Origin of the sequence: Ruminococcus sp. OA3, assembly GCF_022440845.1 — a bacterium.
In the GTDB taxonomy this organism is placed as follows: domain Bacteria; phylum Bacillota; class Clostridia; order Lachnospirales; family Lachnospiraceae; genus Ruminococcus_G.
Genome location: NZ_JAKNTO010000001.1, coordinates 1,067,291 through 1,081,865 on the forward strand (window position 1 = coordinate 1,067,291; position 14,575 = coordinate 1,081,865).

At 49.5% G+C, this 14,575-nt stretch carries 8 protein-coding genes; all 8 read left to right on the top strand.

The window, feature by feature from the left end; translation table 11 throughout:
- Window positions 1-87 precede the first annotated feature (87 nt).
- The 8 genes from MCG98_RS04975 to MCG98_RS05010 all read left to right on the top strand — a co-directional run bounded on the left by MCG98_RS04975 (window position 88) and on the right by MCG98_RS05010 (window position 14,536).
- On the top strand, window positions 88-1,350 hold the full coding sequence (locus MCG98_RS04975; protein WP_240300695.1) for a Glu/Leu/Phe/Val dehydrogenase: 1,263 nt from the start codon (window positions 88-90) through the stop codon (window positions 1,348-1,350).
- 119 nt (window positions 1,351-1,469) lie between these two features.
- Window positions 1,470-2,960 (top strand): aldehyde dehydrogenase family protein, encoded by a 1,491-nt coding sequence (locus MCG98_RS04980; RefSeq protein ID WP_240300696.1) that lies wholly within the window; start codon window positions 1,470-1,472, stop codon window positions 2,958-2,960.
- Window positions 2,961-3,098: 138 nt separating this feature from the next.
- Window positions 3,099-5,678: a PEP/pyruvate-binding domain-containing protein gene (locus MCG98_RS04985; RefSeq protein ID WP_240300697.1), complete on the top strand. Its 2,580-nt coding sequence runs from the start codon at window positions 3,099-3,101 to the stop codon at window positions 5,676-5,678.
- A 38-nt stretch (window positions 5,679-5,716) separates the two neighbouring features.
- Entirely contained in the window at window positions 5,717-9,376 is a 3,660-nt protein-coding gene (locus tag MCG98_RS04990) for a hypothetical protein (RefSeq protein ID WP_240300698.1), read from the top strand.
- A gap of 139 nt (window positions 9,377-9,515) precedes the next feature.
- On the top strand, window positions 9,516-11,003 hold the full coding sequence (locus MCG98_RS04995) for an aldehyde dehydrogenase family protein (protein WP_240300699.1): 1,488 nt from the start codon (window positions 9,516-9,518) through the stop codon (window positions 11,001-11,003).
- 188 nt (window positions 11,004-11,191) lie between these two features.
- Window positions 11,192-12,265 (top strand): Gfo/Idh/MocA family oxidoreductase, encoded by a 1,074-nt coding sequence (locus tag MCG98_RS05000; RefSeq protein WP_240300700.1) that lies wholly within the window; start codon window positions 11,192-11,194, stop codon window positions 12,263-12,265.
- A 169-nt stretch (window positions 12,266-12,434) separates the two neighbouring features.
- The gene (locus MCG98_RS05005; RefSeq protein WP_240300701.1) at window positions 12,435-13,091 is read left to right on the top strand and encodes a response regulator transcription factor; all 657 of its coding nucleotides are present in this window, start codon (window positions 12,435-12,437) and stop codon (window positions 13,089-13,091) included.
- Window positions 13,088-14,536, top strand: coding sequence for a HAMP domain-containing sensor histidine kinase (locus MCG98_RS05010; RefSeq protein ID WP_240300702.1), 1,449 nt, complete (start codon window positions 13,088-13,090; stop codon window positions 14,534-14,536). Before MCG98_RS05005 ends, MCG98_RS05010 begins: the two co-directional genes overlap by 4 nt.
- Window positions 14,537-14,575: the final 39 nt, after the last annotated feature.

The following is a 14,575-nucleotide window of genomic DNA, read 5'->3' on the forward strand; positions in this document are numbered from 1 at the left end:
TACTTAAAATAAATCTTGACAAATACTTATTATAATATATAATATAAGTATCAAATAAAATAAAACGAGTAAAAGGAGAGTAGAGAAGTGGCAGAGAAATATAATCCGTTTGACAATGTCCTGGCAGCAGTTGACAATGCAGCATCGATTCTTGGATATAAGGAGAAAGAGTACGCGGCTTTAAAGCATCCGGAAAGAGAGCTGAAGGTTTCCATCCCCATGGTGATGGATGACGGAAACGTCCGTGTATTTGACGCGTACCGTGTACAGCACTCCACATCCAGAGGTCCTGCGAAAGGAGGAATCCGTTTCCACCAGAATGTAAACCAGGATGAGGTGAAAGCACTCGCGGCATGGATGTCATTCAAGTGTGCAGTCGTTAATGTACCTTATGGAGGCGGCAAGGGAGGAGTCGTAGTTCAGCCGAACGAACTGTCTGAGCATGAGCTGCATGAGCTGACAAGGAAATATACGACAGCGATTGCTCCGATTATCGGACCGGAAGAAGATATCCCGGCGCCGGATGTGGGAACAACGCCGCAGATCATGGCATGGTTCATGGATACATACAGCTCTCTCCAGGGACACAGTGTACTAAACTGCGTGACAGGAAAGCCGATTGGTCTCGGGGGAATCCTCGGAAGAGGGGATGCCACAGGACGCGGAGTTATGATCACCGTAAAAAATATCCTGCATAAGATGAACAAACCGCTCCAGGGTGCAAAAGTTGCAATCCAGGGGATGGGGAATGTGGGAAGCGCGACGGCCAGATTTCTCTCCGCTGAGGGAATGAAGGTAGTGGCAGTCAGCGATGTGTCGTGCGGGCTTTACAAAGCAGACGGGCTTAACATCCCGGCAATCCTTGAGTACCTGAGTAAAGACAGAAAAAATCTGCTGAAGGATTACACAGAAGAAGGAGCAAAGATCATCGACAACGGAGAACTGCTGGAGACAGAGGTTGACGTGCTGATACCGGCGGCCATGGAGAATATGATCAATGAGGACAATGCAGACAGGATTAAAGCGCCGGTTATCGTGGAGGCAGCGAACGGCCCGGTAACCAAAGAGGCAGATGAGATTCTTGAAAAAATGGGGATCATCGTTGTGCCGGATATCCTGGCAAATGCCGGCGGAGTGGTAGTATCCTACTTTGAATGGGTACAGAATACACAGGCATTCTGCTGGACGGAGGATCAGGTGATCTATCAGCTGAAGTCGATGATGGATGATGCATTTGAGAGCGTATGGAGTATTGCAAAAGACAATAATGTGACACTGAGGACAGGGGCTTATCTGATCGCAGTGAAAAGAGTTGTAGAGGCACAGAACGGACGCGGACTCTATGTCTGACGGCGGACAGTCATAGAGCATGTCACTTCCGGGCCTGGCGTGGGTGCAGGTCCGGGAGCGTACAATAAATATAAGAAATTCAGAATAAACAGTTATAAAAACAGATGGAGGAAATAAATATGGAAATGAGAGACATTATTGACATTTCAACGAACGAAGTGATCGGACAGGCGCCGTGGTACAACGGGGAAGAGCTGGCGAAGATGGTGGACGTCGCATTCGACGCGCAGCCGGACTGGGAGCGTGCACCGCTCTTTGAGAGAGGGCAGATCCTTTACCGGTACTGTGACCTGATCGACGAGAACCGGGATGAGATCGCGAGGCTGGCATCGCTGGAGATGGGAAAACCGATCCTACAGTCCCGGGCGGAGACCACGTATGCCGCAGAGATCGGACGCGCCAACATCGAACACGGGAAACATCTCTACGGTGAAGTCCTGCAGGACAGCTCCGAGGGATATGAGAACGACGTGGTCATGGTCCGCCGGGAGGCGCTCGGCGTTGTCGTCGTGATGCTGCCGTTCAACTACCCTGCAGAGCTGACCCTCCAGAAAGTGGCGCCGGCGCTGCTGATGGGAAATGCGGTCATCATGAAAGCTTCCGACAAGGCACAGCTGTGCGTGAAGAAGCTGGTAGACCTGGCACATGAGGCGGGGGTACCAAAAGACGTCCTGTTCTACTGCTGCGGGGACCTTGAGGACTGCAGGACGAACCTGCTGAGGAACAAGAAGGTCAACTGCCTGGCACTGACGGGAAGCACGGCGGCAGGTGCAGAGATCATGAAGGATGCGGCAGAGGACATCAAAGATGTTGTGCTGGAGCTTGGCGGAAACGACCCGCTGATCGTGACGGAGGAATGTGCAGACGATCCGGAGATGCTGGCAAAAGCGATCGAATGCCTCGGATGGGGACGGATCATCGAGAACAACGGCCAGGTATGCGCCTCCCCGAAACGGACGCTGGTACATAGACGTGCGCACGATGCATTCGTAAAAGCGCTGGTGAAATTCGTGAGTTCCCTGAAGAGGGGCCATGCGACAGACCCGGAGGCACAGCTGACAAGGCTGGTGACAGAGGAAGCAGCACAGAGAGTGGTGGAGCAGGTCCAGCATACGGTAGGCCAGGGGGCGACACTGGTGTACGGAGGGAAGCGTGACGGTGCGGCGATGGATGTGACGATCCTGGACAACGTGACGGTGGACATGGACATTGCGACGGATATGGAAGTGTTCGGGCCGGTAGTGCCGATCATCACATTTGATACGGATGAAGAGGCGGTTGCGATCGCAAACGCATCGAAATACGGCCTGAGTGCATCTGTGATCACAAATGATATGAAGAAAAGCTTCTACTACACGGAAGCGATCGAGGCATCGGCGGTATGGGTAAACGGTTCATCCGCACTGCGCCACAATGACCAGCCGTTCGGGGGAACGAAGAGTACGGGAATCGGAAACGAGGGAGGCGGTTACTCCTGTGAGGAATTCAGCCGTCTGAAGACGTACGGGTTCTGCGGGGTGTCCCCGAAGAAGCGCCTGTTTGACCACGGCGACGGAATGGGAGATTTCCTCGGGAACATCCGCAAGATGGTCCTGGAAGAGCTTGACTGATACGTTATAAGAACAGCTATAAGACCGCACCGGAATATTTCCGGTGCGGATATAAAATACCGGGGCTTATCCAGCGGACTGTAATTGGATAGGCTTTTTTCAGTACGGTAGAGAGCGGGAAAATAGAGGAGAGGGCGTATGAGTAGTGCAACAGAAGATATTAACGGACTGCTGCTTTGCGATGAATGTTTTACTAATATTGTCTGGCAGGTTACAGAGCAGACGGAGTTTTGGCAGGCACTGTCCGGTCTGCTTGCTACTGCGGCAGAAGAAGGAAAGAAAATCCTGTATATCCGTTTCTCAGAGAAACCCGTTCTGCCGGAAATCCCTGATCAGGTGACAACAGTAGATATTCCCCTGACACACCAGTTTGAGACTTTTACGGCAGATGTATACCGTACCATTCGGCATCAGAAAGAAAAGATGCTGTTTATCCTGGACCCGCTTTCTGAACTCCAGGCTGCATGGAATACAGATTTGATGATGAAAAACTTTTTCTGTGTGATCTCATCAGCTGTACAGCAGAAGAAAGGAATGGCTTTTTATGTGCTGACCCGCGGCAGGCATTCGTCACGTACAATATCGGAAATCAGAAGAATGACGGATGTTATGCTGGACCTGTATTCAGATTTCCGGTACTTATACCTGCGGCCGCAGAAAACTGGTAAATACACATCGGGAACTATATTCATGCCCCATATATATGACACCGAAAAAAGAAGGTTTTTTCCTGTCAGAGACGGAATACTGGCAAGTCATTTTCAGAGGGCGCTGAATTTGGGAAGCGGTAGAGGCCATACGCGAAACATTGATTCCTGGGATCGTTTCTTTGAAAATACACGGCGTGATTTTGAGAGCGGTCAGGAGATTACGGAGGCGTGCGGCCGCATGTGCCGCATTATGATGAGCCGTGATCCCCATATGCAGAAGCTGATCAGGAAAAATTATAAACCGGAAGATTATTTTTTTGTCAGTGAGCATATGATCGGGACAGGGCTGATCGGAGGAAAGGCATGCGGCATGCTCACTGCCAGAAAGCTGATTGAGAATAAACGGCCCGATATTTATGAAAAGCTGGAGCCTCATGATTCTTTCTTCATCGGAGCGGATATATTCTATTCTTATATTGTGGAAAATCATCTGTGGGAGCTGCACATGTGTCAAAAGAATCCGGAACATTATTTTGAACTGGGGGATCGGCTTGCAGAAGGGCTGAAGCATGGCAGCTTTTCCAGGGATTTTGAAGAGGAAATCTGCAGAATGCTCGAATACTACGGGCAGTCCCCCGTCATTGTGCGTTCCAGCAGTTTGCTGGAAGATGGCTTCGGCAATGCGTTTGCAGGTAAATATGAGTCTGTTTTCTGTGCAAATGTGGGAAGTATGGAGGAGCGGCTGCAGGAATTTGAAGATGCCATCCGGGTCGTATATGCCAGTACCATGAGCCGGTCTGCACTGGATTACCGGCTGCGCCGCGGCCTTGATCAAAAGGATGAGCAGATGGCACTTCTGGTACAGCGGGTCTCCGGCTCTCATTACGGTCATTATTTTATGCCGTGTGCGGCAGGGGTCGGATATTCTTTCAGCGCATACCGTTTTCTGGAAACACTGAATCCAGAAGCCGGAATGCTTCGGCTTGTAATGGGGCTGGGGACTGCGGCCGTAGATCGGACAGAGGGCTCCTACCCGAGACTGGTCAGTCTGGATAAACCTTCGGCGCCTGCATATAAAGATCTTTCTGACCATCACAGTCATTCGCAGAGAATTGTGGAAGTGATTGACAAGAATACGAGGGCGGTGGAAAGGGTTTTGCAGAATCAGATTGAGGATGCACTTCCTGAATATATGAAACGTATCCTGCTGGAGCATGATACAGATGCAGAACGCATGATGCGTGAAAGAGGGATGAATCGCGATATCACATTTATTTCCTGCAGAGGGATTGTACAGAATACAGGACTTATGAAGGATATGAAGGAGATTCTTTCGCTCCTGCAGCAGGGATATGGCCAGGCGGTCGATATTGAGTTCACCATAAATCTTTCAGAAGAAGGAGAATATATCATAAATCTGCTCCAGTGCCGTCCGCTTCAGGCTTTTGGAGACCAGGGAGCGGCAGGATCCAGGCGGGTTTTCAGGGAAGAAGAGATCCTGCTGGACTGCCGGCATACGTCAATGGGAAATTCACAGCATACGGTGATAGACGCCATTGTATATGTTGATCCTGTAAAATATTACAGGATGCCTTATCATGAGAAAACAAAAGTGGCAAGGATCATAGGAGACGTAAACTGGCATTACCGTGACAGAGAGGAAAAACTGCTTCTGATGGTGCCCGGACGAGTGGGGACCTCATCGCCGGAACTGGGGGTGCCGACCGTGTTTTCTGATATCAGCGGATTTTGTGCTGTTTTTGAACTGGCGGAGTCAAAAGCGGGATATCAGCCGGAGCTCTCTTACGGAAGCCATATCTTTCAGGATCTGGTGGAAAATGAGATCTTGTATACAGCGGTATTTGAAGATAAGAGGACAGTGGTGTTTCATCCGGAACGGTTAGCTGCATTGAAAAACCACATTTTTAAAATTGTACCGGGTATCGGCGGCTGCGAAGACATTGTCAGTCTGTATCTGCCAGGAACGTCAAAGTGTAAGTGTACGCTGTATCACGATATGTCGTGCGAGAGGACTGTTTTGTACATGGATACTTCAGGATCACCCTGAATGAGAATCAAATCAGTAAGTAAGATCGGAGATGAAAGATGGATTGGAATCAGGATAAGCCGGCAGTATTGATGACAGAAGCAGAGGTACTGGAGAGCTTTCTGGAAATAGGACAGCGAAAGACAGAGATCGTTCGGGATAAGCTGAAGAAGGAAAACGGACTGACAAATATTCTGGAGTATATGCAGACAGAGTCTGACTGGCGCTATATACGTGCATATCTGCATATGTTTGACGAGTACGCGGATTTGCTGACGGGGGAGGAGAAGAAGACTGTTCTTGGCTGTCTGTTTTCTCTGCTGGCACACAGAAACGGTGCCGTCCGTCGAATGGCTGCGGGGAGCGCCGGGCGTTTATTGGCGAAGGAAAATCCTGCAGGGATGGATAGTTGGAAAAATTTCCTTCATAAAATGCTGTTTCCGGGACGGGAATTCTCTGAGACGCGGAGACGATGGATTGGCTTTGCGATGAAAAGTGTCTTTGAATCCCTGATGGAAAATGCCGGAGAACAGGAGAGAAGGACCGTGCTGAATGTTTATGCAGGATACTTTAAATCCCTTCGGTGGGAAACACTGACGTGCCTGGCTCTGATTTATGGGGTGATCGATATTTCATATGGTGAGTGGAGCCGTCCCGAGCGCGGGCTGATCGAAGGTTTCCTGAGAAAATTTCTTTTATCCGGTGAATCAGAGATCAGGATTGCCTGTCTGTGGCTGGTACAGAACTGGCTGAATGATGGGTGGTTACCGCGGGAGGATATGGAATACTTTCTTGGAAAACTGCCGGCAAAAGATAAGCAGGATTATTGTGAAAATTACTTGCTGTATAAAGTCCGCAACCTTTTAAACGGGAACACCGGTCCCGGAAAAGACGCAGCGGCGTGTTATGAAAAAACAGACCGGCAGCATATCATCATGGAAAATCAAAGGCTGGAAAACTCCTGGCTGTGTAAGCTGGTCAATCTGATGATCCTGAAAGAAGAGATGCAGAACACAACAGATCTGTTATCGGCAAAGCGCTACCTGTATGCCTGCCATATGCTGAATATGCTTCGGTCCAGCAATCATGCAGTTGTGCGCGTACAGGCGGGGAATGACCTGACGGATATCATACCGGAACTTGAGATATGGCAGAGAAGTGATATTGTGCAGGAACTTTTAAAAGCGATTGAACTGCGCGAAGATGCGGCATCTAATTATATCCCTCCCGTGCTTGGAAAGGTTTATCCGTTTTTGTCATCGGATGAGCAGAAAAAGATCCTGAATCGTCTGAGAGGACTCTCAGAGAGTACGCATACGGATGTCGTGAACACGGTTCTGGAAAGTGCAGGGGCAATACTGGAATGTTATCCAGCTGGGGCGGAAGAAGACGGCATGAAATGCGGGTGCGCCGTGCAGCAGCTGACGGGCATTTTGTGCAGCGGTATGGCCTGCTGTAAACAGGAGATCGCACAGGAGGCATTTTCACTCATGGCAGATTATCTGTTCTCAGGAAAGAGACCCGAATCAGCACAGAAACATAAATATATGAGGCTGATGGGGCACAGGATGCTGATATCTATCAACAGAAATATATTCTGTGATGATGACTTATATCATGCGTCTTCACTGAGGAAGATGACCAGATATATCACAGAGTATACATCCGGCAATCGAGAGACTTACAGCGAAGATAAGAAAATCGCATTTTTTACAGGAACTTTTGATCCATTTACAGAAGGCCATAGAGCAATGATTCAGGCGGTTGTGGAGATGGGGTTTGAGGTGTTTCTGAATGCACATGCTTTTTCATGGAAGAGAAAGAGCAGGCCATCCGAAATCCGGCGTCAGATGATTCTGATGGCTGTCGCAGATTTACCGCATGTATATCTGTTTCCGGAAGAAATTCCAATAAATATAGGCAATTCGGATGATCTTAAAAAACTGCGCAGAGTTTTTTCGGGACAGGATGTTTATCTGATGGTGAAAGGCGTTGCCCTGGCGCAGCAGGAAGCCTATGTTGGAACGCCTTTTGCAGCGTCGGTACATTCGTTTCCACATATCATTTTTGAACAGAGCGGTGCCAAAGCACAGAAGAGCCGGGAGGAGACTGAGAAACTGTTAACCGGGGAAATTATCTACATGAAACTGCCGGCATACTATGACAGCATGGGGGATACCTGTGTACGTAAGGAATATGCTGGAAATCTTTACGGCATTGAAGCCGTCTCCAAGAAAACGGCGAGGACAAAGCCAATTGACACAAAAAGGCTTTTTCTATCGAAGCTGAATCCTGAGCATAAACTGGTTCCGGAACTCAGGGACACAGTGAAACTTTATCCTGAAAGGGACGCTGACCAGGCGGTCCTGCTGATGGACGGGAGGAAGGATGGCAAAATCTGCGGAGGTGTGGTATTTCATGTGCTTGATACGATGAAATTGTACAGAGAATGTGGGGATATTCATCTCGCATCTTTTCTCAGGGAGAGTCTGTCCGGTAATATCATTTGTATTACCCGGATTTTTGGAACAAAAAATTCTATAGAAAACAGCAGTATGACAGCGCTGACGGAAATGTTGGCCAGCTGCCAGGCAGAAGGCTATTCTTATGCAATATGCCTGGAAAATATCCCAAATGCAGGTCTGCTGAAAGCAAATGGGTTTGTCAAAACAGTGGAATATCCAAATTTACAGATGGTGGATATGCGCAGGCCGCTGGCGGTGATCTATGATAACTATGCGTATATCCGTGAACCGTTTTCGGATGATGAAGTGCTCCGGAAAACGTTGTGGGACTGCAGACTTCGGCTTCAGGAGGCTATACGGGAATTATATCCGGGAGACCTGATTTTGAATTTTGATTCGGATATTTTGAATTACAGACTTGTGCAGCTGATTAAAAGGGCGAATTCCGTTTCAGATATCAGAGAAAATGAGGAAGTCTGCGGCCCCAAACTGTGCGTTCCGTTTGGTAAGATCCTGAAGAGTGAAGTCATCCCGAATACTGTTACAAAAGAACTCTGTACAGAAAAACGGTACAATGAGGATCTGAGTGATTTTGAAATCCATGAATTCCCACATTATGCGCCGCTGGGAACGCAGGTCCGGACGCTGCGTTCTTTTGGAAGGCCGGTCATCCTGGTAGATGATCTGTTTCATAAGGGGTATCGCAGGAACAAGATAAATCCGATTCTGGAAGAAGAACAGGTCGAGGTGAGCGACTTTATTGTGGGAATCTTATCCGGGCGCGGGCAGGATATGGCTGAGGAGAACGGGGAGAAGATCAGTTCGGCGTATTTTATTCCCAATATGAGAGCCTGGGTTATGGCATCGGACCTGTATCCGTTTATCGGCGGCGAGAGTATCCGCACATCGTCACCCGGCAATCTATATGTTGAAGAACTTGCGTCCGTCAATCCGGTGCTGCCATACCAGATACCCTCATATTTTGCGGATACGACCCCGTGTGCACTGTACCACTTATCCGAGATATGTCTCGAGAATGCGAGAGAGATTTATATCGTACTGGAAAACCTCTATGATAAAAAGAATCACAGAAAGCTGACGCCGCAGAGGATACGCGATGTCATGGCGGAGCCCAGGTATCCTGTCAGCGCTGTACAGGATATGTCCAGGACAGATGTGTCGGTTTCTGAGCTGTTGGAGCGTGAGCTGGAGAAGCTGAAACGGCTCCGTGGGATTATGACATTGGGGCAATGAACTATTAATTTAAGTGTTATAAAAAGATTTGAAAAAAGTATTGACAATAGTTATTATATGTGTTATAAAATGTGTATGGGATAGCTAAGGACATAAAAACAAACGATAACAGCCAATAAAACAAATGGAGGACATGAACATGGAAATGAGAGACATTATTGACATTTCAACGAACGAGGTGATCGGACAGGCGCCGTGGTACAACGGGGAAGAGCTGGCGAAGATGGTGGACATCGCATTCGACGCGCAGCCGGACTGGGAGCGTGCACCGCTCTTTGAGAGAGGGCAGATCCTTTACCGATACTGTGACCTGATCGATGAGAACCGGGATGAGATCGCGAGGCTGGCATCGCTGGAGATGGGAAAACCGATCCTCCAGTCCCGGGCGGAGACCACGTATGCCGCAGAGATCGGACGCGCCAACATCGAACACGGGAAACATCTCTACGGTGAAGTCCTGCAGGACAGCTCCGAGGGATATGAGAACGACGTGGTCATGGTCCGCCGGGAGGCGCTCGGCGTTGTCGTCGTGATGCTGCCGTTCAACTACCCTGCAGAGCTGACCCTCCAGAAAGTGGCGCCGGCGCTGCTGATGGGAAATGCGGTCATCATGAAAGCTTCCGACAAGGCACAGCTGTGCGTGAAGAAGCTGGTAGACCTGGCACATGAGGCGGGGGTACCAAAAGACGTCCTGTTCTACTGCTGCGGGGACCTTGAGGACTGCAGGACGAACCTGCTGAGGAACAAGAAGGTCAACTGCCTGGCACTGACGGGAAGCACGGCGGCAGGTGCAGAGATCATGAAGGATGCGGCAGAGGACATCAAAGATGTTGTGCTGGAGCTCGGCGGAAACGACCCGCTGATCGTGACGGAGGAATGTGCAGACGATCCGGAGATGCTGGCAAAAGCGATCGAATGCCTCGGATGGGGACGGATCATCGAGAACAACGGCCAGGTATGCGCCTCCCCGAAACGGACGCTGGTACATAGACGTGCACACGATGCATTCGTAAAAGCACTGGTGAAATTCGTGAGTTCCCTGAAGAGGGGCCATGCGACAGACCCGGAGGCACAGCTGACAAGGCTGGTGACAGAGGAAGCAGCACAGAGAGTGGTGGAACAGGTCCAGCATACGGTAGGCCAGGGGGCGACACTGGTGTACGGAGGGAAGCGTGACGGTGCGGCGATGGATGTGACGATCCTGGACAACGTGACGGTGGACATGGACATTGCGACGGATATGGAAGTGTTCGGGCCGGTAGTGCCGATCATCACATTTGATACGGATGAAGAGGCGGTTGCGATCGCAAACGCATCGAAATACGGCCTGAGTGCATCTGTGATCACAAATGATATGAAGAAAAGCTTCTACTACACGGAAGCGATCGAGGCATCGGCGGTATGGGTAAACGGTTCATCCGCACTGCGCCACAATGACCAGCCGTTCGGGGGAACGAAGAGTACGGGAATCGGAAACGAGGGAGGCGGTTACTCCTGTGAGGAATTCAGCCGTCTGAAGACGTACGGGTTCTGCGGGGTGTCCCCGAAGAAGCGCCTGTTTGACCACGGCGACGGAATGGGAGATTTCCTCGGGAACATCCGCAAGATGGTTCTGGAAGAGCTTTAATTGCTCCGAATTTATTAAATAAGGTAACACCTCCTCCTGGCCGGCTCCTTTGCTCAAGGCCGGACGGGACATTTGAAATATAAAACAGCACGCAAATGAATTCACTTCTTTTATAAGACATAGGGTTGTTGCATCAGGCAGCAGCCCTTTGTCACGTTGACCTCTGCATACAGGATAAGGAGAATACAATGAATCGAAAAGTAAGAATCATACAGATTGGTTATGGAAAAATGGGCCGCCGGATTGTTTCCTATATGATTGAGTCCGGGGCGGATGTGATCGGCGTGTTTGACACGGATCCGCTGAAAACAGGAAATTTCATTCCGGAATGTGATGAAGAACTGAGAATCGAGACGATCAGCCGGCTGGAGGAGCGTATAAAGCAGCTTCGGCCTGACTGCGCCATAGTGGCTACGAAGAGTCTGATGAGGGATGTGAAGGATACCATACTGACCTGTGTGAAATACGGTGTCAGCGTTGTGACGACCTGTGACGAGGCGCTGTATCCATGGACTTCATCACCTGCAATCACGAAGGAAATTGATCTGGCTGCGAAGGCACATGCCTGCACGGTCTCGAGCTCAGGGTTTCCGGACCTGGCATACTGCAGTATGATCGCAGCTGCATGTGGGGCAGCGCACCGGATCACCGCGATCACCGGTCAGGCATCCTACAATGTGGACGACTATGGAATCGCACTGGCAAGGCACCACGGGGTTGGGTTGACGGAAGAGGCGTTTTATCAGGAGATTGGATTCCGCAATCAGGTAACCGATGAGGAGCAGCGGCGTTTGATCAACAGCGGTGAGTTTACGGCGATTCCGATGTGGAATGCAAACTGCTGGCTCTGTGCAAAACTTGGGCTGACGATCAGATCTCACCGGCAGATCAACCTGCCGATTCTTGCCGGGAAAGATGTCTGTTCCTCTACGATGGGCAGAGTAATCAAAAAAGGAGAGACACTGGGAATGTCGGCAAAGGCGATCGCTGAGACAGAAGAAGGTATCCGTCTGGAAACAGAAAGTATCGGAAAGGTTTATGAGACCGGTGAGGAGGATACGAATGACTGGATGATACACGGTGACCCGGACATCAGGGTATCGAACGCCGATATTCATAACGAGGAGATGATATGCTCCCTTGTCGTCAGCCGGATCGTGGATACCCTGAACGGACCGTTTGGGTTCGTTACCAGTGATCACTTTCCCCCTGCCACATTTTTACTGAATCCACTAAATACCTATATCAGAAATATGGATTGACCATCCCGGCATCTCCGCGGAATCATCATCATTTATTGCATGATAGCATTGATAAGTGGGAAAGTCACCGGAGTGTTTACATGTTACTTACATATCAATGTAGCATTGGTAATATCAGATGCGGTATAATGGAATATAACTGCAGACAAAGCACCGGAGGTATATAGATATGGCGAAGATACTTGTAATAGAAGACAGTGAATCCATTTCAAATCTGATATGTATAAACCTTTCCGTGGTGGGATATGAGACAAAGCCAGTCTTTGAGGGAAATGCTGCGCTTGAGATAATTGAGAGCGGAGAGCATTTCGACCTTGCCCTCGTTGATATCATGCTCCCTGGGATTGACGGTTTCGAACTTATGCGACCGCTGGACAGCAGAAATATTCCTGTCATATACCTCACTGCCAAAAATGATATTGAATCCAAGGTCCGGGGATTGAAGGGCGGTGCGGAAGACTACATCGTCAAGCCGTTTGAAGTCCTGGAACTCCTCGTGCGTATAGAAAAGGTATTGAAACGCTGCGGAAATGTGGATACAACAATCACTGTGGATGATCTGGAGATTTTGACCGATGAACATATGGTGAAACAAAATGGCCGCACGATTAATCTGAAACCGCGCGAATTTGATTTTCTGGTCCTGCTCGCAAAAAATAAAAATGTGGCGCTGTCCCGTGAGAGGATACTCGCAGAAGTGTGGGGGATGGATTTCATGGGGGAGACGCGCACCGTGGATGTACATATTGCTCAGCTCCGCAGGAAAACAGGGCTTAATATTCAGAGCGTGCCGAAGGTTGGCTACCGGTTGGAAGAACGCCGATGAAAATTACAAATAAACTGACTCTGTTCTCGATCGTTATAACCGCCATCGGCATCGTTCTCTGCTGTATTATCCTGCTTATCACAACAGCGGGAAATCATATCAATGGCGCCGTAAACAGCGGGATTGCCGAACTGAAGATGCTGTCCAATTCCTTTTATGCGGAAATGGATGTCGCAGTCAGCGATGACAACATGTCAGAAACAGCAAAGAACAGCCTGGCTCTCTATGTGTTCCGGAAATACACAAGTGTTTCGGTCAGCGGTGCACACTATATTCTGAGCAATGGGGAGGCGGTTATGTACAACGATTGTCCGATCGATCCCAGACCTTCTCTGCCTGACTTAAAAAAGAGCTTTGAGGAAGGATATGACAACCCCGCCTCACCGGATGCATCGTATCTCTGGCCCAGTGCAATTGCAAAATTTGACGGACGCCGGTATCTCACGGTGGGGCATTACAGCGGCACACTGGGAAACAGTCTCAGCTACGAACATGAGATTTATCTCGTGAGAGATATTACTGATGTATACGATGGGATCGTCAGGCTGGGGGGCTGGTTTGTGTTGATAGCGGCGGGCACGATACTCATATGCGGACTGACAATAGCTGTCCTGGTTCGATGTACCATGCGCCCGCTTGGCGCTCTTGAAAAGAATGCCACCGCGCTCGCAGACGGTCAGTATGATAACCGAATTCAAATTCGGGGGAAAGATGAGATCGCTGAGCTTGGGAACAGCTTCAATAAGATGGCGGATGCGATATCACTTCATATTAATTCACTGGAGGGCACGGCAGAGCAGCGAAAACTGCTGCTGGCGGCGTTGACGCACGAGTTGAAGACACCGATGACCGCTGTCATCGGTTATTCTGAAACCCTGATGAAGGTAAGCCTATCCCCCGGACAAATGAGGGATGCTGTCGCCTATATCAACCGTGAGTGCCGCCGCATCGAGCGTCTGTCGCAGAAGATGATGCGGCTCATCACACTGCAGGATGGTGAACCCCCTGCGATTGAAAGACAGCCCGTGTCAAAACTTTACGACGCCGTAAGAGAAACATTGACGGCGGCGGCACAAAAGGCGGACATCATGCTGACGTTCGCGGAGGAAGAAAAGGTATTCTTTCCTATGGATCTTGATATGATAGCAAGTGTGCTTATTAATCTGTTTGACAACGCCTGCAAAGCGGGTGCCGGACATATTTCCATCAAAGCCGATTCGGCTGGTATTCTGGTTCAGGACGACGGGAAAGGGATTCCGAAAGCGGAAATCAAAAAAGTTACACAGCCCTTTTACATGGTAGATCAATCATACAGCCAATCGGTTGGCGGAAGTGGTCTTGGGCTTGCGCTGTGTGAGCTGATACTTGAGAAGCATGAGGCGCGCCTGATGATAGAAAGCTGCGAGGGTGCGGGCACTGCCGTCAGAATCATTTTTCATAAATAACATTTTGATCATATGCTGCTGAATACATGAAAACCAGGG